The sequence below is a fragment of the Neolewinella aurantiaca genome (assembly GCF_008014675.1).
Lineage (GTDB): Bacteria > Bacteroidota > Bacteroidia > Chitinophagales > Saprospiraceae > Neolewinella > Neolewinella aurantiaca.
In genome coordinates this window covers 8,521-32,093 of record NZ_VOXD01000006.1, presented here as the reverse complement: position 1 = coordinate 32,093, position 23,573 = coordinate 8,521, and the positions used below count along the sequence as shown (strand labels likewise).

The window sequence follows — 23,573 nt, the reverse complement described above, 5'->3', positions numbered from 1 at the left end:
CCCGTTTTGCTGTAAGCTGACTCGTTCAGCTGATTGATTGAGAGAAAACCGTATCGCCCTTCCCCGGGTGATGCGGTTTTCTTTTTTATGGCTTCCGGGGCGCGGCCGCAGGATGCAAAGCAAGTTGGAGGTGCAAATGAGGTGTTACGGTAAAAGAACTTCCTCGAGCAAAAGAACTGCATTTACTTTACATACCATCGCTGATATGAGGTCTGCAAAGAGCTCGTTGCTGTTCTTTTCGTTGTCAGCCGCAATACAATTACCTGACGTATAGAAGGCCCGGACTTTAGACTTCTCGCTACTGCTGCTATATCTACGCCAAAAGCGAGGCACCCAACGAAGGATGCCCCGCCCAGGGATAGTTTCAATCTTGTCTTCAGGCAATTATTTGCCCAGCATAAAGTCTTTGGCGGTGAAGCCATTGTTGAACTTGATGTCGGTCAGTGTTTGTACTAACTGTGGCGAAGCAGGCAGTTTACCATCGGGGCCGGGCTGGAAGACGCGACGGACGGTAGAAACCTGCAGGCCGTCAATCTTTTTGTAGTCCAACTCCATCAGGATGACAGGGGCTTTCACACCCGCAGCAGGGAGCGAGAAAAAGAAGCGATCAACGAGCTTTGTTGTAGGGTTGACGTAAAGGATGTACTCATCGTTTACTTCTTTTCCCGTTTTAGCTGGGTCATAGGTGACGTGCACGATATCGTATGTTGTACCGTTTACGGTTTCCTGACCTTTAGACGTGGCAACTACGCCTGGGTTGTCCATTTTGTAGAACATCGTGAACCAGAAGTAATTGGCACTGCGCAGGAAAGAGGTTCCGCCCAGCAGTTCGGGATCGTCCATCATCTTGTCTCCTACCATAATGTAGGGCTTGCCGTCTACGACAGATTGCGTTACCTCGCCGGGCATACCGGGAGCAGCGTTGATGTCGTGCTGGGTGTACTTCGCCCAGGAGTGCTCACCTTCAAAAATGTAGCGCTCGGTGCTAAGGTCACGTTTCTCGGTACCTGCGTAGTGATAGTCGTAGGTAAAACTGACGTCCTTCTGTTTCCAGAGCTTATCCCAGCTTCCGTAAGCTTTGGCGACGTCCTGAAGGAGTTTTTCGCCCTTGGCGTCAGACTGGGCCGTAAGGCTGCCGGCAATCAGGAAGATGAGGATAAATTGTAGCGTTTTCATGTTGGTTGTTTTTAGGCCGCAAAGGTCGTTGGGCAAACAACAGGGAGCCTTACCAATTCTTCCCGGCGAAGGTGCAATCCTGCCCGCCGAAGAGGCATTCTGAAGCCATAATCCACCTAAATGCCGCCTTTTTACATCTGTAAGGCAAACAAAAATGCTATGGTTGCTCAGTTCTCGACTTTCTTCATGGGCGGTTTTTTCGCAGCGGTGGTCGTTTCAGCGCTACAGCTGTGCCCGCTGAGCCTGACGGCTCAGCAACCAGGGCCGCCGGTACCCTCACGACCAGACGTCAGGGCAAAAGATAAATACGATGGTTTCATCGGCGGCATCAGAGAAGAAATGCCGCTATTCCCCGGTTGCGAGGAGCACCCCGATTACGCAACCAAGAAAAGATGCGCAGATAGCCTGATGATCGCATTCGTCTACGATAACCTGCGCTATCCTTATGCTGCGTGGCAAGACAGCCTTCAGGGAATGGCGGTAGTCAGCTTTGCGGTAGAGAAAGATGGATCGGTAGCCGACGCAAAAATAGTCCGCGACCCCGGCCTGGGGACCGGAGCTGAAGCATTGCGGATCGTCAACCTGATGATGGATCAGGGCATCCGCTGGACACCAGGCCGGCAGGCAGGGAATCCGGTGCGGGTACAATTCAATCTACCCGTCAGGTTCAAAATGGCAGACCATGAATTTCCTCCGCCACCGCCACCTCCGAAAGCAGACGAGGTCATCCGCGCCGAAGATTTAGAGCGCATCCCTCTCTTCCCCGGCTGCGAAGATTTAGGAACTTATGAGGAACAAAAGGAATGCGCCGATCAGAAGATGGTCGAGTTCATTTACTACAATACACACTATCCGCCACTGGCCAGGGAAAACGAAGTAGAGGGAACGGCGGTCATCAGTTTCGTCATCGAAAAAGACGGTAGGATTGGAGAAATCAAAATCATGGAAAATCCCGGCGCAGGAACCGGAGAAGAAGCCTTGCGGGTCTTTAAGCTTTTTAATGAAAAAGGGCTGAAGTTCAATCCCTTAGGTTCCAGCGGTCGGGCTGTAAGGGTTTTGGTTCACTTTCCCGTGAACTTCAGTCTGAATTAAAATTTACTCAATGCCGGTTTATGCTTTTCTCCTTTTCGTAACCTTCTCCGTCGCAAAGGACACTCTACCTCTACCTCCTCCGGTAAAGGAAGAAGATGTCATACGGAGCTACCCTGAAACAATGCCATATCCCGCAGTCTGCGACAGCATAGTACCAACTGATCAATACAACTGCAGCAACGAACTCATCAGGCATATCATCTACAAAAATCTCCGCTGGCCGGGGCCGGACGTTTGTGTGGAAGGCATGGCAGTGATCTCTTTTTTAGTATGTGAATCTGGTGAATTGGAAAACTTCAAAGTAGTCCGTGATCCCGGCGCAGGAACCGGAGAAGAAGCCCTGCGCCTCGTTAAACTAATGGCCCAGCAAACTTCACCCTGGGTGCCCGGAACGCGAGGCCAGGAAAGGAAGCCGGTGGAAATGCAGTATCACGTCCCCGTGAAGTTCAGGTTGGAATAAGTTGCCAACCGCCAGACCAGTGCTCTTTAACCCTTCCCTGTACCCGCGTCCGCGCAAAAAAGATACTCCCACCCACCAAAACCCGTGCAAATAGCATCATCACAAAACAACCCAATAACCCATGTCCTCCCCCTACCTGAAATTAGGCATCATTTGCGCCCTGTTCGCTACCGTACTCGGCATGACCTTTTTCGCTACGATGCCAGCTGAATCAGAAACCGGCCTGAGCCAATCTTCGGCTCTGCCCCCGCCTCCGCCCCCGCCTCCGGCGCCAATGGCGCCGCCACCCCCTCCGCCGCCACCCCCTCCTTACGTAGTGGAACAGATGCCCGTCTTCCCCGGCTGTGAAGACATTGATGATTACCACGCAAAGAAATCCTGCGCTGACAAAAAGCTGCTCGAATACGTGTACGGCAACATACAATACCCCAGCGAGGCGGCGGAAAAAGGAGTAGAAGGAGTGGCCGTCATCAGTTTCACGGTTAGCGCTAAGGGACAGGTGGCCAACGCAAAACTGATGCGCAACCCCGGTGCCGGAACTGGCGAAGAAGCACTCCGGGTAGTGGAGCGTATGATCACCGATGACATTCGTTGGGAACCAGGAATGCAGGATGGCAAAGCTGTAACCGTACAGTTTAATCTCCCGGTGAAGTTTAGGCTGGAGTAGCGAAGATTCGCTATTTTACCGGCGAGTTATTTCGTCGATCATGCCAGATTTTATTTTTACCGACAATCCCGTCGCGATCCATTACGCGATCCCGGCTTTCATCATCCTGCTCCTGCTGGAAATCGGAGTGGCGGTCTACGAACAGCGCGACTGGTACGAGACAAAAGACACCATCAGCTCGCTGAGCATGGGCATCGGTAACGCCATCATCAGGCTGTTCACGAAGGTGATCACCATCGCTGTCTTCTTCTTCGTGTATCAGTTTCGGCTGTTCGACCTCGGCGCAGCCTGGTGGGTCTGGGTGCTCTGCTTCTTTGCCGAAGACCTGAGCTACTACGTTTTTCACCGGTCGAGCCATGAGGTACGCTATTTCTGGGCCAGTCACGTGGTACACCACAGCAGCCAGAAGTACAATCTTTCCACTGCGCTGCGGCAAACCTGGACCGGAACTATTTCGGGCGCCTTCATCTTTACGCTCTGGTTGCCGCTAATGGGGTTCCACCCCATTATGGTGGCGATCTTTGGCAGCACGAGCCTGATCTACCAGTTCTGGATCCATACCGAAGCGATCGACAAAATGTGGTGGCCCATCGAGTTGTTTTTCAATACGCCGAGCCACCACCGCGTTCATCACGGCAGCGATGTGAAATACCTGGACCGCAACCACGGTGGCGTGCTCATCGTTTGGGATCGGCTGTTCGGTACTTTCAAGGAAGAGGAGGAGCGGCCGGTGTATGGCCTGGTGACCAATATTGATACCCATAATCCGCTCCGGATCGCAACGCACGAATGGGCGGCGATGGGCAAAGACGTCTGGCAGGCTCCAGACTGGCGGAGCAGGTTGGGTTACGTTTTTGGCCCTCCGGGATGGAGCCATGATGGGAGCCGCAAGACCAGCGTTCAGCTGCAGGAGGAAGAACTAAAAGAGCGGGGCAAAAGTGAGCTTTTAGGGGGCCACTGGTATTCTGACGGATAGCCCCGCCGGGGCATAAAGTGTTGCAGCCTTTAAATCCATCTTTGCTTTCGCAACGACGGGCGCTCCGGCGTTTTATGGCAAGTCGAAGACATAAACTGAATGGTCTTATGTTTGAAGGTCCGCAGAAAAGGGCGCGGTCGCAGGTGCAAAGAAGGTTTTTAAGCAAGCGGCCTTAAGCGGGAAAGGGGCAGGGCTGACGCATAGGATTCGATTTTAAGCTTTCAGCTCGAGATCATAATCACCACCTAAGAGCCTGCAACCCAAAACGCGTAGCGTTTTCACGAGCCCATCCCCCGTGGGGAGGGTTTGGGGTGGGGGGGTAACACGGCTAAACCAGCCTATGCGTTAGCCCTGGGGAAAGAGGGGGGCAACTGCGATATTGCAGGCTGATTGTTAGGGATGTAGTCAACATCATCCTCACCCTGCACCCGCGTTTGCGCCCGATGAATCTTTGCTAATGAAATAGCTTGATTATTTAAGAACAAACCCGTACCTTTGCCCCGCTTTAGCGGAATCCCTTCTGCGAAAAGCCTCCTGCGGGTGTGGTGAAATTGGTATACACGCCAGATTTAGGATCTGGTGCAGCAATGCGTGAAGGTTCGAGTCCTTTCACCCGCACACCAAAAACTTCCCGGAACTTTCCGGAAGTGGTTGGCCCGTCTTAACCGACGGGCTTTTTTTATCCGATCCCAACCAACGGGGTTCAATCAGCAAGTTATGCCTAACGTAACATTTGAAAAGACCAGTAACGTAACCGGTCGCCTCGACGTCGCCATCACTAAGGACGAACTGAACGAAAAAATCGTCGCCGAGCTAAAGAAACAGAAGCAGAAAGTAAGCATGAAGGGCTTCCGGAAAGGAAAGACGCCACTGTCTACTCTCCGCAAAATGATGGGCAACCAGATCCTGGGTCAGGAACTGGACGCTATGATCAAAAGCAGCCTCTTCGGTTACATCGAAGAAAACGACATCAAACTCATCTTCAGCCCTCAGCCCGTTGAGGACGAGAGCATGCCGATGCTGACGGCAAGCACCCTGCAGGACATCACCTTCAAGTACGACCTGGCCCTCGAGCCTGAGTTCACCCTGGAGCTGCCGAAGGAAACTTTCGATAAGTACATCCTTGCAACCACCGATGAGTTCCTCGACGAGCAAATCGACCGCATGCTGCAGTCTGCCGGTGAAACCGAAGACTTCACCGAAGGCAAAGTAGAAGACACCGACATCCTGGACGTAACCTTCACGGAGGTTGGCCCGGTAGAGGACAAAATCACCAACACCACCAAGCTGTACGTTGACTCGCTGAGCGACGCAGGTAAAAAATGGGTAACCGGCAAGAAGATCGGAGGTACCCTGAAGGTGAAGGACATCACCGCTATCGAAAAGGATAGCACCCCCGCTTACGTGAATAAGTACCTGCTCGGTCTCGAGGATGCCGAAACCGACATCAGCGACAAGTCGTTTGAGATGACGATCAACTCCGCCGGACGGATCACCAAAGCTGAGCTGAACGAAGAGTTCTTTACCAAATTTGACCCAACCGGTGAAATCACCACCGAGGCGCAACTCCGCGATAAGATCGCAGAAGACAACAGCAGCGGCTTCAACAGCCAGGGCGAAATGATGGCCAACTTCGAGATCCAGCGTGCACTCGTAGAAGGTAACGATATCGAGCTGCCGCTCGACATCATGAAGCAGATCAACGACGACGATCCTTCTGACAACGACTTCGAGATGTTCCAGCGGGGCGTGAAGTGGATGCTCATCCGCAACACTTACGCTGAGCAAGCAGAGATCAAACTCGAGTACGAAGACATCAAAGCCGAAGCAGTAACCAGCCTGATGGGTATGCTCGGCGGCCAGCGCCCCGACTTCCTCACCGACGAGTTCATCGACAACTACGTAGGCCAGATGCTGCAGGACGAGAAGCAGCGTGAGCAACTTTCCAGCAACGCCATCGAAAAGAAAATCATGGCTTCCCTTCGCGAAAAGGTTTCCTTCAAGGAAACTGCGCTCGACGCCGATGCTTTCAACGAACTCATCAAAGAGTTTAACGAGAAGAACACTCCTGCTGCACCTGCTGCTGAAGAGGAGTAACCAGGAAAACAGAATACAGCAGGTGGTCCCGATGCCACAGGCCGTGTTTTTAAAACCGCTTCACTCATATGAGTGAAGCGGTTTTTTTAATGACTGTACTATTCCTTGCTTTCGGTTAACAGCCAGTTTCGCTCCACGACGAGTTCTGTTTCCTCTACAGTAGTATGCAAAGCTGCGAGTTTTTTGGTGTAAGCCGACCTGGCCATGAAATCTTTTTGGTGTTTAAGGTTGACGAGCGACTTGGTGAAACGGGTGTAGTTGATGTAACTCCGCTTGTCTTTGGTACTCATCTTGCGGTTCCTGCGGACGTAGAGCCGGAAGGTTTCGAGCAGGTTGAGGGTGTATTCCTGGTCTTGCTGATCGTAGGCGATGCGGACCTCCAGAATTACCCGGGCGAGGTGGTACACCACGTCGGAGTCAGTAACGGTAACGAGGAGTTGCGCGGCTTCGTCAAGACGGCCGAGGCTGTACAGGAACCGAGCTTTGTTGAGGGCGTAGGCATTGTCTCGTTTAGGGGCGGGCAGGCGTTCGCGGTTTTCTTCGATGAAGCGTTCTGTCCAGTCGAATTCTCCCGTCGCTGAGCCGAGGGTGACGATGTTTTTGTAGTCGTATTCGCTGATTTCGTCTTTCTCGTAGATGATGCCGTTCTGGAGGACACGGCGGTAGAGGTTCATCAACTCCTTAAGGTATTCGGGCTCCTTGCGGACGCGGGCGATACAGTAGTTACTGGCAAAGATGTAGATGTCTTTCTGGTGGCGCAGGGGGAGGTATTCGAAGCCATCGTCGAGGTAATAGAGCATTCGTTCGTAATAACTCTTATCGTCGGGTTCGCGGAGGCTCATCAGAATGTGATAGTAGGCATCGATGCTGGGCTCCTTACCGGATTTGAGCAGGTTCTGGCCATCTTCGGAATCGAGGTAAGCCAGAATGGGCTCAAGAAAGAGCAGCTCGTAGTGCGTGCTCAGCATCATCATGTTTGCGGTGAGCTGGCAGGCGTGGCGGAGTTTTTCGACGAGGTAGAAGCGGTCCAGGTGGTTGAGCATGGCTTGCATCTCGCGGGTGTCGGTCCGGTTGGTTTCTCCCTGAAGGTAACCGTTGATGTTTTTCCATTCGTAGGCGGCCAGGTGGGTGTCTGCATCGCGGAACTTGTGCTTAGCGACTTTGGTGTCCAGTCGTTTACCGCGGTTGTCGAGCAGTTTGTAGCGGTGGAGCTCTTTGGTACGCTTCAGGGTGAGGACCTCCTCGCGGAAAGCCTCACTCTGCAGTTGCTCGACGGCGAAGAACCGATTGATGAGCTTCATCAGTCCGGAGAGCAGATCGTTTAGTTTCTGGTCGGTGCCGGTACCCTTCACGGCATCCTGCGCCCGCGCCTCTTCCAGCTTCGGTTTGGTCTTGCCCAACTCCTTGAGGATAAAATCGAGCAGTTTCGACGTTGCTGCGTGCCGGTTGAAGTAGGGGCTGCGTACGAACTGCCGCAGGCGCTCGCGCTCGCGACCGTCCATGGCGGAAATCTGCCTTACTACTTTGGTGTCTTGCATGGGGTGAAGATAATAAGTGCAGAGTTCAGAAGGCAGAATGCAGAACGCAGCGTACCTGATTTCTGCAATCTGCTTTCTGTTCTCTACCGCTCTGTCAGTCTGGAGTCTGGAGTGAGGTACTCGCGGTAGCGACTCCGGACTCCGGACTCACTACTCCCCAACTCTCTACCGCCAAACAACCCGGTAACTCAGTACGGGGATCAGCCCCAGCTGATAGCGCTCATTGGGCTGCTCCAGGAAGGCGTCGTAGTAGACATTGGCGAGGTTCTCGATGCCCGCCACGTTCTGGAGATCGAGCGCGAGGGTAGTGGTGGTTTTTGGGCGGATTTTGGTTTTGTAGAGGCGAAGGTCGGGGCGGAAGTAGGTGCCGGTGGAATTGATGAAACCGTTCCGCAAATCTTGTCCGGCAAAGTACAGGAGAATGTCATCGGTTGGTGATGGCTCGAAGAGGGGTGTTTCGCCATAACGTTCTCCTCCGTAAGCAATCAGAGCGAGATTGAGACCGTAGGTGCGAACACGTTCTTTTTTATCCTGTCCTTCCCATTCGCGACCAACGGTAAGTTTGGTGATGAAGTCTGAAGAGTAACGGTCTTTAGACCAGCTACCATCCAATTGCTCCGTCTCGGCACGTAGAAGGGTGAGATTGCCCCGGTAGTACCAACCTTCGGATTTTCTGCCGCCACCGGCTTCGAGTTCAACGCCGTAACGCCGGGTCGTCGTCGTTTTGTCGAAGGTGAGGTCAGGACCGATTTCCAGCAGGTTGTTTGCGCTGACGAGAAATTCTTCCGGGCCAAATGCTAGTGCCGAAGCTGCCAGTTCCTCCGGTGTGCGTTGCCCGAACAGCGTTATCCGCGTATTGAGTTTGCCAAGCGAACGCCCGTAAGCCAAACTGACTTGCTGCGTAGCAACCGCAGGAACGTTACTCGCCTCGCCGCCAAATGAACTGGTATAACCCGCCGCTAAAGAACGCTGACTGTTTATCTCGGCGGCCAGGGTAACCTGGGCTACATCTCCCCTCCGGGTGATGCGCAGGCGAGGTTCAGCAATACTTTTATTGGTGGAAGCTGAGTAAAAGGAATACCTCAAGCCGCCTTCCAGGGCGTACGGACCGGTTACCATTTTGTAACTTACAAACGGGCTGACGGCATCGGCAGTAACACCACCGTTCTGAAAGATGTCTCTACTACCGCCTTCAAATACATAGCTGATTCCGCCGGTTTCACGCAGGTATTCTGCTCCTATGGTTAGTTCCCCGTTCCGGCCTATGGTTTCCCGCCACTTCAGGTTCGCATTATTGCGACTTAGGTTATTGGTTTGGACGGCTCTGCCCGCAGGGCTATTCATCCGGAAATACTGATCTCTAAACGCGGAAATGTCCGAAAAGGCATAGCCGCCACTTAAGGTGCCGCCGCCGATCTGCCGGTCAAAATCGAAGCCCATCACTGCGAGATCGTTGGAGAATTCAATGTCAAATAATTCTTTTTGCTCGGTTATTTCGGATTCAGCGGGGTCTGGTGCCAGGAAATCATTGGTGCTGTTGCCGAAGATGGCAAAGGCTCCTATGCGGCCCTTTTCCGTCGTGTGATCTAAATGGGCATTTATGTCATAGAACCGAATCTCTTCCCCACCAAAATCTACGCCCATATCGGCCAGCAGGCCGGTGAAGCTGTAGCGACCATTGACTAGGTAGCTGGTTTTTCCAGAATCGCCGATCGGTCCCTCTGCCATTAGGTCGAAGCCGATGAAGCCGGCCTGGGCCTGGTACTTGCGGCGGGTTTTGCTGCCGGGCCGGAGGCGAAGGTCGAAAGTGCCGCCGGTCGCGAAACCGTACTCCACCGGCAGGCCGCCAGCGAGGAAGCCGGAGTTGCCCAGCATCTGGGCCGAGATGGCGTTGACACCGCCGCCGCTCAGCGTCGGGAAGTCGTAAAAAGTACCCGCATTGGCGGTGTGGTTAGGGTTCACGATGGCCAGCCCGTTGAGGCGCCAGAGGTTGGCGTTGGGCGTGTTGCCGCGCACGCTGAGGTGGTTGGCCTGGTCGTTGGTCTGCACTACGCCGGGCAGCAGAGCAACGAGGCGGGCAGGATCGTAGAAGGTACCGGGCAGGCGGTAAACCTCCTCAATGGTGAAACTTTGCGCCAGCGGACTCACCGGCGTGTAGCTTGCGCGGACTTCCGCCCCCGGCAAATCATAAATACCGCCGAAGGAGAGGGTGTCCTGGGCTAGTAAGGGGGTGAGGGTGGAGAGGAGTAGAGGGAGGAAGTAGCCTGCCCAACTCGACAGGCGAACTTTTTTGTCGCTCCACTTAGTCTGATTTTGCTTCATGATCATTTTTAAATTGCTTTGCTGAAGGTTGTTTCCGGTCCTGAAAACAAAAAAGAATTCGACTGGCGAGCTGACGGAGACTCGCCAGTCGAATTCTTTTTCGCCCGTAAAGTTGGGGATAATTTTTGCCAAAAAAACTGCCTGTCAGCTTTTACTGAACATCGTTCTTGATGCACTGCGAAAAAGTTCGCCTGTCGAGTTCGTGTACCTATCTGTTCCGGTCCCGCAGCTCCCCGGGCAACGCCTCCCGCAGTTCCGTCCGTAAGTCTTCGGGCAGGGCGCGGTAGGTTTTGAGCTCGTCTTGCAGGAGCGCCAGCAGCTCTTCGTGTTTCGTTTTCAGGTTGTTGGTAACGATAACAATCGGTGTGCCGTACTTCTTATGGTTCGCCCGGAGGCCTCTTTGTGCAAGCTGTCCTTCGCCGCGGAGAAGGTATGCTTCAGGGTTGGAAACATCGACCAGGATGAAATGATTGCCAAGCATAGAGGCAGACCTGAAGCCTTCAATGTCCTCCCAACCAATACGCCCTATGGCTGTACCCGTTGTTTGATCGTGTAGCCCGGTCGTGTCGATGCGCAGAGCAGGCAGGTTACGGCGCAGCATCCGACCGATGTAGAATAATGTTACGCTGAAGAACAGCAAGCCTACCCAGCCGATGGTCATCAGCACCCACGGTGGAAACGGAAAACCTTCCGTTGGGCCGGTAATGTACCAGCCGCACAACAGCACGAAGGCCAGCGTTGCAGCCAGCAAAAGGTATATCCGCCACTTCTTGAAGCCTATGTCGATCGGATAATTCATGTTTTTTTGGTTTTGGTCCCCACCTCCCGCAAAACCTCCGCCACCCGCTCGGCGACCGATTCCCAGGAAAAAGCCTGCAAACGCTGCTTGCCGTTGTCGACGAGGCCGGACGCCAAAAACGGCGTCGTTACCAACGCGACCATCCCCTCGGCAATGCTCTTCTCATCCGTTCCCTGCACCAGCGCTCCGGCGCCCCGAAGAATGTCGTTGTCGGTGTACAAAACGGGGATTTCCGCCGTCCAGGCATCCAGCACGGGTAGCGGAAAACGGGTGGATAAAGACGGGAACACGATGGCCCGCGCCGAACTAAAAACATTGCGGTGGTCGTGATCGGACAGCCCGGGCAGGAAAACGATGTCGCTGCTGAATTTTGCCCGCTTACCGGCCTTGCGCACCGCGCGGGAGTGCTTGGCGTCTTCCGGTTGTTGCACGAGCAGGCGCACCGGCTCGGGGACACGCGCCCGGAAAATATCGTAAGCTGCAAACAGCCGCTCCAGGTTGTCGGATTCGTGGCCGGAAGACGGAGCGTAGAAGTAGGAATGCTCTTTGCCGTAGACTTCTTTTGTGATGCGGCGGGTTACTTCGTCGGCGGGAAGGATGGGGTTCGGGTTGGGGCCGTGGCCGACGATAGTTACCTTGCTGGAGGAGTGTGGATAGGCATCGGCTATTACCTTTCGTAGTCTTTCGTGGGGGACTAAAATAGCTGTAGATGCTTCAATATCTACCTGCACGGGGTCAATAGTCTGCCGGCCAAACCTCCACCAGACACGCTCCGGAAAGTCAATATGATCGGCTTCCACGAAAGCTATTACAACGGGTGAAAAATCTGAATTGAGGTAATGTGGCCGACCGATTGAGAGGTAAATTGAATCATCCACCGCTTCTCCAAAATGAATGCCCGTAACGTTTGGGGGCTTTAGCAGATCGTTATCAAAATCCTGCTCGAAATAAAATGAGTGATGAGGCATTAAGCCTGGAATAATCGTTAAAACGCCGTAGCCGAACGTTCTTTCGTTGACGTTTCCGGTAACAGCAGGAATGGCGTTTACGGCTATTTGCATTACTCATAATTTATTCGGGCTACAAGCCCTTGACCCTTGTTTCATTCGGGGACGATGTTTATCCCCTTGGGCGTGCTATCTATTCAATGGCAACAATTGCCGCACAATCGCCGCTTCCCGCAGCCGGGCAACGTCATCATTTGTCAGTTGAATGGCATCTACTTTGATTCCGTAGGAGGTGAGGCCTCTTTGGTTTTCCCACTTCCCGTTGAGCTTATCACCAATTCGGCAACAATCATCGAGCTGCCTCCGTACAGTTTGATAATTACGGCTTTCAATTTCGGCGAGAGATGGTCGCCCGCCCGTTCCGTAAAAGCTCAGGCTGTCCAGATTGGCAATCCTCAGTTGGTCCTCAAACGGTTCGGTATTGAGAACGATGGAATAGTAACCCGGTACGTGATTGGCGGATTCAAAGGCGATCTGCTCCCCAAAGGTTGGTTTAGGGGCGCAACCGTAAGTAAACGCAATGAAGACGGCCAGAGCAACAAAAAATCCTTTCATTGATACTGCTTTATGTTGATGCTTATTTTGCAATGCTACGAGCTCAGGCTTTCGCTTTTTCCTGTTTTATCAGCTTCCGCAGGTAGTGTTTCTTCACGCCAAACCGCTTCCGCAGCGTTCGGAATTCCTCTAGTGCCTTGGGGCGTTTGCGGCCTTTTACGGCGGTGATCATCACGTTCTTGGCCGTATGTTCCAGCGGGATGAACTCGAAGAGTTTGGTTTTATAACCTTCGGCTTCGAGGAGCAGCGCGCGCATACCATCGGTGAGCATGGCGGCCTGGCGCTCCAGCAGGATGCCGTTGCCGAGCAGAGGTTTCAGATCGGCAGGAACTTCCATGTCACGGCGAACCTGTTTCTGGCAGCAGGGTGCTACCACCATGATTTCGGCTTTCGCAACAATGCCTTTATAAAGCGCATCGTCCGTTGCCGTGTCGCAGGCGTGGAGGGCGATGAGCATGTCGATCTTCTTAGGCTTGAAATCGTCGATGTAGCCCTCGACGAAGGTGAGGTTCTTGAAGCCGTTTTTATTCGCAATATGTGCGCATTTTTCCACGAGTTTGGGCCTCAGTTCCACGCCGGTAATGCGGACGTTGAGATCGAGCGTATTGACCAGGTGGTCGTACAGCGCAAAGGTGAGGTAGCCGCTCCCGGAGCCCATGTCGACAATGTGAGCGTCATCGGGCAGTGGGTGTTCGCGCAGCAGGGCGGCGATGATTTCAACGAATTTATTGATCTGCTTAAACTTCCGTTTGCCATCGCGCAGCACCTCGCCTCTGGCGTTGGTGATGCCCAGGTGTTGCAGGTAGGGCCGGTCGGCGGGGATGTCGCGGTGCTTTTCGCGGTTGTGATCGGTGACGACGAGGTCCTTCAGTTTGGGCAACGATACATCAGGGCGCGGCCGCGGGTGCAAAGCGGGTTGACGAAGCACGCGTGCGTTGCCCTTCCGGCTGAGGATAAGACTGAATTTTTCGGTAGTGCTGAACAGGTCGGCGTTGTAATAATCTGTGCCGAGGGCGTTCTCCATCAGCGCTAATCCTTCGTTGATGGGGTGGTTCTTCACTTCCTCGCGGTCTGCGTAACGGTGGGTGATCTGCAGCAAGGTGCGGCCTTTTATTTCCACCAACCGACCGTAGCGGTTGCGGGGCAGGTCGGAACTTCCGTACACCGGTTTACTCAGGGTCAGTTTCAGGAGTTCCCCCGCGGCAGCGGCGGCTCTCGCCGCCGACCAAAATTGTTTCAAAGAGGTAGTTGCTGGCATTTGGCAAAGATAGTAGTCTTGAGAACTCGCCTGCCGCATCTACCTTCGTAATTTTATTTAGTTGCGATTGCAACTAATTTCCGGATTGCCCGTTTCTCATTTGTCTTATCCAATTCTCCAGCGTGACCACCCCCCATCAAAACCTGATTTTTCTGACCAATCGTGTAGGCCGTCAGCTTGCCCGCCTGATGCTTGAACGCATCGAGTTCGAAGAGTTCATGCCTCAGGGACCGCACATGGGCCTGCTCTCAGATATTGTTCTGGAAGAGGGGCAACGGCAGCAGGATCTGGCCACTTCTACGATTAAGGACAAGGGAACGGTGGCCCGTTCCCTTAAGCAATTGGAGGCCGCAGGGTTCATCCGCCGGGAGGTCGACCTCAACGATCGTCGGCAAAAGCGCATTTACCTGACCGAGAAGGGGCGTCGCCTCTGGGATTACTCCCGCAGCCAATCGGAGCAGGTAATGACCTGCGCCCAGAAGGATATATCCGACGAGGACCTGAAGGTATGCGCCAGCGTATTAGGTAAAATGTACAGCAACTTACACAAACAACTGAGTCTCCCCCATCAAAGCATCGACCAATGAGCAAGCGTAATATTCCACGCACCATTCTATCCATCGTTATTGGCCTTGCCGTTCTTGCGATTGGCTGGTTTGGCCTCCAGTATATGAGCGGACTAAAACAAGACCCGCCCAAAAAGGAAATTCCTAAGCGGATCAAAACGGTAGAAGCCACTACGGTGAACAACAGTCTCGTTACTACTGACCTTACCGTACAGGGCCGGTTAGAGGCGTACAATAAAATTGAGTTGTTCAGCGAAGTCGGCGGCGCGGTCACTACTTCCAAACCCTTCAAAAAAGGTACCTATTTCGGTAAAGGAGACGTAATGTTACGGGTGGATGATACGGAAGCCCGGCTCAACATTCAGGCGCAGAAGGCAACACTACTCAATGGTATTGCCGCGATTATGCCGGACTTGAAAATCGACTATCCGGAAAGCTTTCCCGCCTGGGAGGAATACCTGAAGAATTTTGATATCGACAGCCCGATCAAAGCAATGCCGGAGCCCGCCAACCAACGGGAGAAACTCTTCATTGCCGGCCGCAACCTGCAGTCGCAATACTACACGATTAAGAGCCAGGAGGAACGTTTGAGCAAATACACGCTTTACGCACCTTTTAGTGGGGTTCTGACTACGGCCAGCATCAACAACGGTGCTGTAATCCGCACCGGTCAGGTACTCGGGGAGTTGATGGCGACCGGGTACTACGAAATGCTGGCCACCGTGCCACTCAGCCAGTTGAACTTCCTGAAGCCGGGAGGCGAAGTAAAGCTTTACAGCGAAGACATTGAAGGCGAATGGACCGGAAAGGTGAAGCGCATCAGCGACCAGATCGATCCGCAAACCCAGACGGTGGGGGTCTACGTAGGCGTTACCGGCAAAGACCTGCGCGAGGGAATGTACCTGCGGGGCGAAGCAGCCGCGAAAGCACTCAGCGATGTGGTGGAAATTGAACGTGATCTGTTGATCGATGACAGCAGCGTATACGCAATACAGAACGATACCCTGCTCGTGCTCCTGCCCGTAACGGTCCGGAAATTCAACCGGGAAACCGTGATCGTGTCCGGTCTTCCCGATGGCACCCAACTTCTCACCAGCGATGTTGCCGGAGCTTACGATGGTATGCGGGTTAAACTGAAATCCGCCGTCTCTAAATAACGAATTGATACCGCCGGGCTTCCGGCCTGCTTCACCCCGCAGCGTGTTTGCTTCGTCTTCAGCAGAGGAAACAGCGAAGCGCAGCAAGCACGACGTTTAGCGCCACCCGGTGATTCGCCCGTTATCCGCCCCAACAAAAGAACCTGACCTCAAGGTCCAACCACCCAACGAGTATGAAATCATTCATAGCCTATTTTGTAAAGTACCCGGTAGCGGCCAACCTGATCATGTTTGGTCTGCTGGCCATGGGCGTCATCAGCCTGCTCCAGATGAAGGCTACCTTTTTCCCTGAATTCGAAAGCCGGACCATTAGCATTCAGATGATCTACCCCGGTGCCAGCCCGGAGGAAGTGGAAGAAGGGATTATCCACAAAGTAGAAGAAGGACTCAAAGGCCTTACCGGCCTGGAGCGTTACACCAGTGTAAGCTCGGAGAGTTCCGGTACCATCACCGTCGAGGTACTGAAAGGTTACGACACCGACCTGATTCTGCAGGATGTAAAGAACGAAGTTGACCGCATCAGCAGTTTTCCGGTCGGGATGGAACCTCCGGTAATTTACAAGCAGGAGCGACTTGGCCGGGCCATCACGCTTGCGCTGTCCGGAGACGACGTAAGCCTGAGCGCTCTGAAAACCACCGCCCGCCAGATTGAAGACGACCTGCTGTCAATTGAAGGCCTCAGCAAAGTAGAACTCTCTGGTTTCCCCGACGAAGAGATTGAAATCGCCTTCCGGGAAGAAGACCTCCAGGCCTATGGTATCACCTTCGATCAGGCAGCACAGGCGGTTCGGGGCTCCAACGTTGATGTAACGGGAGGTAGAGTAAAAGGGCTGGAAGAAGAGTTGATCGTGCGGGCGCGCAACAAAGAATACTACGCTGATGGCCTGCGTGATATCGTAGTCGCCAGTAGCCCCGACGGAGGTATCGTTCGCCTGAGTCAGGTGGCAACGGTCCGTGACCGTTGGGCAGATCAGCCCAACCGCACTTACCTGGATGGCTCACCTTCGGTGAGCATTGTTGTTCAGAACACCCTTCAGGAGGATATGCTCGAAATAACCGACAACGTGAAGGAGTACATCAAAACCTTCAACGCCGAGAATACCAACATCCAGGCAAGCATCATCTCAGATGCCAGTATTACGCTGCGCGAACGTATCGATACCCTGATTCAGAACGGTTGGCAAGGGTTCCTCATCGTTTGTGTGCTGCTTGCTGTTTTCCTCCACTGGAGGCTTGCTTTCTGGGTGGCACTATCTATCCCGATCAGCTTTGCGGGCATGTTCATCATTGCCAACTTTTTGGGTATCACGCTCAACGTAATCTCTCTCTTCGGTATGATTCTGGTAATCGGTATTCTCGTAGATGACGGGATCGTGATCGGGGAAAATATCTTTAGTTACCATGAAAAAGGGGAACCCAGAATCCGCGCCGCTATCGATGGAACCAGCAATGTACTTAGTGCCGTTTTTGCTGCCATCGTGACTACCGTAATCGCGTTTTCCAGTTTCTTTTTTCTCGACGGTTCGCTGGGAGACTTCTTCCGGGAAATGGCCGTAGTGGTAATCTGGTCACTGATCTTCTCCCTCGTGGAAGGCGGAGTCATCCTGCCCACCCACGTTGCTCACTCAAAAGCACTGAACCGTGGTGTAGAGCCCAACTGGGTTCAGCGTCAGTTCGATCGCCTCATGAACCTGCTGCGCGACCGCATGTACATGCCGGTTCTTGACTGGACGATGCGCAACAAATTCATCTCTATGTCGCTCTGTGTGATGGTCCTGTTCCTGAGCTTCGGGATGGTTTCCGGTGGGTTTGTCAAAACGACTTTCTTCCCGATCATCGAGGGAGACGACGTAAGCATCACGCTGCAGTTGCCCGCAGGAACCCCGGAGACCGAAACTAAAAAACTTCTGGACCGAATCGCCGCCGCCGCCGAAACCGTAAACCGCGAGATGAGTGAAGAGGTCTACGGAGGCGAAAAAGAACTGGTAGAGCGCGTTGAGGTCAAACTGGGCCCCACAACCTACCAGGGCTCGGTTACCGTAGCCCTCATCCCCGGAGAGGAGCGCGACCCGATCAGCCAACGGAGCGTCACCAATGCAATCCGTGACAAAGTGGGGGCTATCGATGAAGCAGAAGTGCTCAGCTTCGGAGGAAACAGTTTCTTCGGTAAGCCCGTCAGCGTATCTCTCGTCGGCAACAACCTACCCGAACTCGAAGCAGCCACCGCTGACCTGAAGGCAGAGTTGGAGCAAATGTCTGAACTCACCGATGTTGTCGACAACAACCAGGAAGGCCTGCGCGAAATCAACATCGAACTCAAAGAAAAGGCCCGCTACCTGGGGCTCGATCTTTCCGACGTGATCGGTCAGGTGCGTTCCGCTTTCTTCGGCTCCGAAGCCCAACGCTTACAGAGAGGAGAAGATGAAGTCCGCGTGTGGCTCCGGTACGGAGAAGACAGCCGCCGCAGTATCGCAGATCTCCAGAACATGCGCATCCGGTTACCCGACGGAGCAGAGTACCCGCTCTCCGAAATAGTCGAACTCAAGCCGCAACGTGGCGTAATTGCCATCAATCACGTCGATGGTAAACGCGAAGTGAAGGTAGAAGCCGACATCTCCGACAACTCCGTTTCTGTTACCGACGTCAACAGCCAGGTGCAAAGCACGATCCTCCCCGCGGTACTCGATAAATACCCGGGCGTAGGAACGGTAACCGACGGCCAGGTACGTAACCAGGAGAAAACAGCTAATTCGGCCTCCATCGTTGTACCGGTGGTATTAGGCTTGATGTTCTTCGTGATCGCGCTGACCTTCCGCTCGATCATGCAGGCTGTCGTTCTGTTTTTACTTATTCCTTTTGGTATGATCGGTGTGATCTGGGGCCACTGGCTGATGGATAAGCCGATCTCGCTTTTCTCTATCCTCGGTGTGATCGCTTTGGTAGGGATTGTCGTCAACGATGGCCTGGTGTTCGTCGCTAGCTACAACGACAACATCCGGGCGGGAATGTCGATGATGGAAGCTCTGAAAGATACGGGGCGGAGTCGTTTCCGCCCGATCCTGCTCACGTCGGTCACCACCTTCGCCGGGCTGGCGCCGCTGCTGCTCAATAAATCCCGGCAGGCGCAATTCCTCATCCCGATGGCTATTTCGGTCGCGTTCGGTCTGTTGGCAATTACTGTGATTCTGCTGGTGTTACTACCCGCACTGCTCGTGCTGCTGAACCGCTTCCGGTACAACTGGACCCGCGCTTTCCAGGGGACAGACCCCGATTATCATGAAGTGGAACCTGCTTACAAACAACTCCACGGCGATGATTACCACGCCGAAGAAGAACCAGTAGCCAGGGGCGTTGACTGAGCTTAGTTGCTCCAGCGTACCGCTGGCGGTTCCGTCCTGTAATGCGGAGATTAAGACATTCTTTTCTTTCAATTGATTCTCAATGATGCCAAGAATAATAGTGGACATGGATGGCGTGCTCGCCAACACTTACGTCAAGTTCATCGATCGTTACGAGGCGGCCTTCGGCCGCCGGCCAACGCACGAAGAATTACTTGGCCGCAAGGTCTATGATCTGGAAGGCGCAGCTGATATCCGCAACGCGATGCACGAAGAAGGTTTCTTCCGTGATCTCGAGGTGTTGCCCGGAGCGGTAGAGGTGATGAAGGAACTGTACGACAACTACGAAGTCTACATCGTTTCCACCGCTTCCGAATTCAAACACAGCTACCGCGATAAGTGGGAGTGGCTCGAGGAACACTTCCCTTTCATCAGCTTCCAGCGGATCGTCTTTTGTGGGAACAAAAGCATCGTTCACGGAGACTTCATGATCGACGATAAAGTCAGCAACCTGAAGGGATTCAACGGCACAGGTTTGCTGTTCGATGCGCTCGATAACCATTACGACGAAGAGTACCACCGGGTACACAACTGGGAAGAAGTACGGACGTACTTCCAGGAAGAACGCAACCGGACACGAGCAATGCAGGCATGATGAAACCCGAGAACTATTTGCCGGAAAGTGTGCGGAAAATGATCCCCCCCTTCGTTCTTGAGAAAATCCCTTTTCTCCTGAGCGGCATCGTAGCCACGGGGATCAACTTCGGGATGTACCTTCTTTTGGTCGATCGTTTTCTGCCGCCGGGGCCAGCAACAATGGTTGCTTACTCCAGCAGCGTACTGGTCAATTTTGTTCTGCAGCGCTACTTCGTTTTCGAGTTGCGGCGGTCCGTTCAGAGTGCCTTTGTGCTCAGTATGCTGGTCAGCGCAGGCGGGATGTTGCTCGACTGGCTCATCGTTACCGGCCTGCATCAGTTTCCTTACCTCGGCGATCAGGAATGGATCATCAAGGGCGCCGCTACGGGCATCGTTTTCTTCTATAACTTCTACGCAAAGCGGAGGGTCTTTGAAGGGGCGCGGCCGCAGGATGCAACGAACGTTGAAAAGCAAGATCCCCCAACTGCTGACTCCAAGAATAAAACTAAAAACTACAACTCTTAAGGCTCCGAAAGAGTCCAACTGTTTTAACCCGGACGAAGCGAGCGACGAAGTCGAGCGCGGAGTCCCGGAGCAAAAGACCAAACATGAGATCAACCATACTCTGCCTTCTACTCCTCCTCTGCACCTGCGTCAGCGCCCAAACCGCCTCAGGCAGCCGCGCAGCGAAAACTCTAAGCCTGAGCGACGCTATCCAGGAAGGCCTGGCGAACAACTATCAAATCAGGTTGGCACAATCCGATGTGGCCGTTGCCGAAAACAACGTAAACGATGCCCTGACGGGCAAGCTGCCGACCATCACTCTGGGCCTGGACCCCGGCATCAGTTACAGTAACAACTCCAACCCGGCAAGCATCGTCGCCAAGTCGTCGACTTTTAGCTACGGTATCGGCCCCAGCGCCAGTCTCAGCTGGACGCTTTTCAACGGAGGCCGCATCGCGATGAACCGCGAACGCTTCGAAACCCTCGCCTACCAGAGCCGGGAACAGCTGCAGGTTCAGGTCGAGAATAGCGTGGCCGACATCGTGGATGCCTACTACAACGCCGTTGTTGCCGAGGAGCAAATTGCAGTACTACAGCGGGTGCTCGACCTTAGCCGTGATCGTATCCGTTACCAGGAAGTCCGTGCGGAGTTTGGTCAGGGAGGCACCTTCGACGAACTGCAGGCCCGCGATGCTTACCTGTCGGATTCCACCCAGCTGGTTGGCCAACAACTTCAGTACAAAATTGCCGTCCGCAACCTGTTGCAACAGATGGGCGCCGATGACCTCGACCAGCAAATCACCCTCACCACCGAGCTCGATGAGGTAACGGAAAATTACGACCGCAATGCCCTGGAGAGTCGGTTACTCGAGGCCAACAGCCAGCTTTCGGCACTGCGCGTCAGTAAAACCCTGGCCGACATCAATACCCGCCTGATCGAAGCCGAAAAAAAGCCCACCATCAATTTCGCGGCAGCTGCGGGTTACGATTACAACCTGGCAACGGGAAGCCAAACGTTCGACTTCGGTACCGGAGCGCCCGATGAGCGCTCTTTGCCGGGAATTGGTGCGCGAACCCTGAGCGGTTCGGTTGGCCTGACGGTCAATTACCTGCTGTACGACGGAGGCGCACGCAACGTGCGCGTTCAAACCGCAAAACTTCAGGAAATCACCGCTAACCTGAACGTGGATGCTGTTGCGCAGCAGCTCCGTTCTGCCCTCGCTTCTTCGCTGGATCAGTACGAGAACCAGCGCGAAGTCATCAGCATCACCCGCCGCCTGATCGAAAACGCCGAGCAAAACATCGCCATCGCCGAAGAGCGGTTCAAGGGCGGTACCATCAATAGTTTCGATTACCGCGCCATTCAGGTAAACTACATCAACGCCGAGTTTCAACTGCTCAACGCTCTCCTCGGACTGAAAAACACCGAAACCGAAGTACTCCGCCTCACGGGCGGAATTGTGGACTAGCTGGTTCCCCAGCCTTCAGGCTGGGGGCGTAGCGGGAAAAGCCTTACCCGAAAAAAGATGGTTCGCTACGGGCTCCGGCTTTGAGCCGGGGGAACGAGTGGGTGTCACGAGATGTACTACTATCACGAACTTGCCGCCTATTACGTCTCCCCTCTCCCGAGGAGAGGGCTAACGCATAGGATTCGATTTTAAGCTTTTAGCTCGAGGTCATTGTCCCTGCCTATCAGCTTGCAACCCAAAACGCGTAGCGTTTACACTAGCCCATCCCCCGTGGGGAGGGTTTGGGGAGGGGGGGTAACACGGCTTAATTAGCCTATGCGTTAGCCCTGGGGGACCTCCGGTCGCGTATTTGACACGTAGGGGTTTAGTTAGAGTAAAACTCCTCCACCGGTGCCCGAGAACTACGCTTCTTCTCGTTTTGTCCGTTCATTTTTTCTTGATAAAAAACGAACCAAAAAATCAAGGCTGTGCCACCGGCTGATCGTGGAATCCAATTTTTGACGCCTAAAATGGAAAAACTCGCGTCGGCGTTGGTCGGGTTGATTCTACACCCATCGGTTCGTTGCGGTCTGGGTGGTTACTTCCTGAGCCTTGAGAACGCTCAGACAGTTTCCATTTTTAAACGGCTCCAAAAACCGGGTTCCACTGCCGGTACCAAGGCCGAAGGCGGAGTGTCCGGAACTCTGTTCGTTGCTTTCCGTTACGGAACTTGCCGCCTATTACGTCTCCCCTCTCCCGAGGAGAGGGGCCGGGGGAGAGGGCTAACGCATAGGATTCGATTTTAAGCTTTTAGCTCGAGGTCATTGTCCCTGCCTATCAGCTTGCAACCCAAAACGCGTAGCGTTTACACTAGCCCATCCCCCGTGGGGTTGGGGGCTCAACACGGCTTAATTAGCCTATGCGTTAGCCCTGGGGGACCTCCGGTCGCGTATTTGACACGTAGGGGTAGGGGTTTAGTTAGAGTAAAACTCCTCCACCGGTGCCCGAGGACTGCGCTTCTTCCCGTTTTACCCGTTCATTTTTTTCTTGATAAAAAAACGAACCAAAAAAATCAAGGCTGTGCCACCGGCTGATCGTGGAATCCAATTTTTGACGCCTAAAATGGAAAAACTCGCGTCGGCGTTGGTCGGGTTGATTCTAAACCCATCGGTTCGTTGCGGTCTGGGTGGTTACTTCCTGAGCCTTGAGAACGCTCAGACAGTTTCCATTTTTTAACGGCTTCAAAAACCGGATTCCACTGCCGGTACCAAGGCCGAAGCCGGAGGGTCCGGAACTCTGTTCGTTGCTTTCCGTTACGGAACTTGCCGCCTATTACGTCTCCCCTCTCCCGAGGAGAGGGGCCGGGGGAGAGGGCTGACGCATAGGATTCGATTTTAAGTTTTTAGCTCGAGGTCATAGTCACCGCCTGAGAGCTCGCAACCCAAAACGCGTAGCGTTTACACTAGCCCATCCCCCGTGGGGAGGGGTTGGGGAGGGGGGGGTAACACGGCTTAATTAGCCTATGCGTTAGCCCTGGGGGACCTCCGGTCGCGTATTTGACACGTAGGGGTAGGGGTTTAGTTAGAGTAAAACTCCTCCACCGGTGCCCGAGAACTGCGCTTCTTCCCGTTTTACCCGTTCCTTTTTTTCTTGATAAAAAACGAACCAAAAAAATCAAGGCTGTGCCACCGGCTGATCGTGGAATCCAATTTTTGACGCCTAAAATGGAAAAACTCGCGTCGGCGTTGGTCGGGTTGATTCTAAACCCATCGGTTCGTTGCGGTCTGGGTGGTTACTTCCTGAGCCTTGAGAACGCTCAGATAGTTTCCATTTTTTAACGGCTTCAAAAACCGGGTTCCACTGCCGGTACCAAGGCCGAAGCCGGAGGGTCCGGAACTCTGTTCGTTGCTTTCCGTTACGGAACTTGCCGCCTATTACGTCTCCCCTCTCCCGAGGAGAGGGGCCGGGGGAGAGGGA

General features: G+C 53.8%; 18 protein-coding genes and 1 tRNA gene. 12 read left to right on the top strand and 7 right to left on the bottom strand.

The features are described from left to right. Positions 1 to 384 precede the first annotated feature (384 nt). Positions 385 to 1,176, bottom strand: coding sequence for a DUF6503 family protein (locus FUA23_RS05405; protein ID WP_147929707.1), 792 nt, complete (start codon positions 1,174 to 1,176; stop codon positions 385 to 387). A gap of 120 nt (positions 1,177 to 1,296) precedes the next feature. On the opposite strand from FUA23_RS05405, the gene FUA23_RS22700 reads away from it, so the two are divergent. From FUA23_RS22700 to FUA23_RS05375, 6 genes are all read left to right on the top strand, one after another. Then, positions 1,297 to 2,268: an energy transducer TonB gene (locus FUA23_RS22700; RefSeq protein WP_246144047.1), complete on the top strand. Its 972-nt coding sequence runs from the start codon at positions 1,297 to 1,299 to the stop codon at positions 2,266 to 2,268. A gap of 121 nt (positions 2,269 to 2,389) precedes the next feature. Next, positions 2,390 to 2,728, top strand: a complete 339-nt coding sequence (locus FUA23_RS05395; protein ID WP_222706993.1) for an energy transducer TonB — start codon at positions 2,390 to 2,392, stop codon at positions 2,726 to 2,728. Positions 2,729 to 2,849: 121 nt separating this feature from the next. After that, the gene (locus FUA23_RS05390; RefSeq protein ID WP_147929705.1) at positions 2,850 to 3,395 is read left to right on the top strand and encodes an energy transducer TonB; all 546 of its coding nucleotides are present in this window, start codon (positions 2,850 to 2,852) and stop codon (positions 3,393 to 3,395) included. Between the two features lie 40 nt (positions 3,396 to 3,435). Then, complete coding sequence (locus tag FUA23_RS05385; RefSeq protein WP_147929704.1) at positions 3,436 to 4,371, top strand: sterol desaturase family protein; 936 nt, start codon at positions 3,436 to 3,438, stop codon at positions 4,369 to 4,371. 536 nt (positions 4,372 to 4,907) lie between these two features. Further along, a tRNA-Leu gene (locus FUA23_RS05380) sits at positions 4,908 to 4,989 on the top strand. 99 nt (positions 4,990 to 5,088) lie between these two features. After that, entirely contained in the window at positions 5,089 to 6,468 is a 1,380-nt protein-coding gene (locus tag FUA23_RS05375) for a trigger factor (protein ID WP_147929703.1), read from the top strand. A gap of 98 nt (positions 6,469 to 6,566) precedes the next feature. Here FUA23_RS05375 and FUA23_RS05370 read toward each other — a convergent pair whose 3' ends face one another. From FUA23_RS05370 to FUA23_RS05345, 6 genes are all read right to left on the bottom strand, one after another. Further along, a complete protein-coding gene (locus FUA23_RS05370) occupies positions 6,567 to 8,006 on the bottom strand; it encodes a hypothetical protein (RefSeq protein WP_147929702.1) in 1,440 nt (479 codons plus the stop codon). Between the two features lie 165 nt (positions 8,007 to 8,171). Continuing rightward, complete coding sequence (locus tag FUA23_RS05365) at positions 8,172 to 10,328, bottom strand: TonB-dependent receptor (protein ID WP_187270898.1); 2,157 nt, start codon at positions 10,326 to 10,328, stop codon at positions 8,172 to 8,174. A gap of 208 nt (positions 10,329 to 10,536) precedes the next feature. Continuing rightward, positions 10,537 to 11,127, bottom strand: a complete 591-nt coding sequence (locus FUA23_RS05360; protein WP_147929700.1) for an STM3941 family protein — start codon at positions 11,125 to 11,127, stop codon at positions 10,537 to 10,539. Further along, positions 11,124 to 12,188, bottom strand: a complete 1,065-nt coding sequence (locus tag FUA23_RS05355) for a glycosyltransferase (RefSeq protein WP_147929699.1) — start codon at positions 12,186 to 12,188, stop codon at positions 11,124 to 11,126. Before FUA23_RS05355 ends, FUA23_RS05360 begins: the two co-directional genes overlap by 4 nt. Before the next feature lie 75 nt (positions 12,189 to 12,263). After that, positions 12,264 to 12,689 carry a hypothetical protein gene (locus FUA23_RS05350; RefSeq protein WP_147929698.1) on the bottom strand — a complete coding sequence of 142 codons (426 nt, stop codon included), beginning with the start codon at positions 12,687 to 12,689 and terminating at the stop codon, positions 12,264 to 12,266. A 43-nt stretch (positions 12,690 to 12,732) separates the two neighbouring features. After that, positions 12,733 to 13,947, bottom strand: coding sequence for a class I SAM-dependent methyltransferase (locus FUA23_RS05345; protein WP_187270897.1), 1,215 nt, complete (start codon positions 13,945 to 13,947; stop codon positions 12,733 to 12,735). Positions 13,948 to 14,069: 122 nt separating this feature from the next. Between FUA23_RS05345 and FUA23_RS05340 the strand changes: the two genes are divergently transcribed. From FUA23_RS05340 to FUA23_RS05315, 6 genes are all read left to right on the top strand, one after another. Next, a complete protein-coding gene (locus FUA23_RS05340) occupies positions 14,070 to 14,534 on the top strand; it encodes a MarR family winged helix-turn-helix transcriptional regulator (protein ID WP_147929696.1) in 465 nt (154 codons plus the stop codon). Next, positions 14,531 to 15,670 carry an efflux RND transporter periplasmic adaptor subunit gene (locus tag FUA23_RS05335; protein WP_147929695.1) on the top strand — a complete coding sequence of 380 codons (1,140 nt, stop codon included), beginning with the start codon at positions 14,531 to 14,533 and terminating at the stop codon, positions 15,668 to 15,670. Before FUA23_RS05340 ends, FUA23_RS05335 begins: the two co-directional genes overlap by 4 nt. Before the next feature lie 173 nt (positions 15,671 to 15,843). After that, entirely contained in the window at positions 15,844 to 19,029 is a 3,186-nt protein-coding gene (locus FUA23_RS05330) for an efflux RND transporter permease subunit (RefSeq protein ID WP_147929694.1), read from the top strand. Between the two features lie 82 nt (positions 19,030 to 19,111). After that, on the top strand, positions 19,112 to 19,663 hold the full coding sequence (locus FUA23_RS05325; protein ID WP_246144045.1) for a 5' nucleotidase, NT5C type: 552 nt from the start codon (positions 19,112 to 19,114) through the stop codon (positions 19,661 to 19,663). Positions 19,664 to 19,701: 38 nt separating this feature from the next. Continuing rightward, entirely contained in the window at positions 19,702 to 20,169 is a 468-nt protein-coding gene (locus tag FUA23_RS05320; RefSeq protein WP_187270896.1) for a GtrA family protein, read from the top strand. A gap of 83 nt (positions 20,170 to 20,252) precedes the next feature. Further along, positions 20,253 to 21,617, top strand: coding sequence for a TolC family protein (locus FUA23_RS05315; protein ID WP_147929692.1), 1,365 nt, complete (start codon positions 20,253 to 20,255; stop codon positions 21,615 to 21,617). Positions 21,618 to 23,573 lie beyond the last annotated feature (1,956 nt).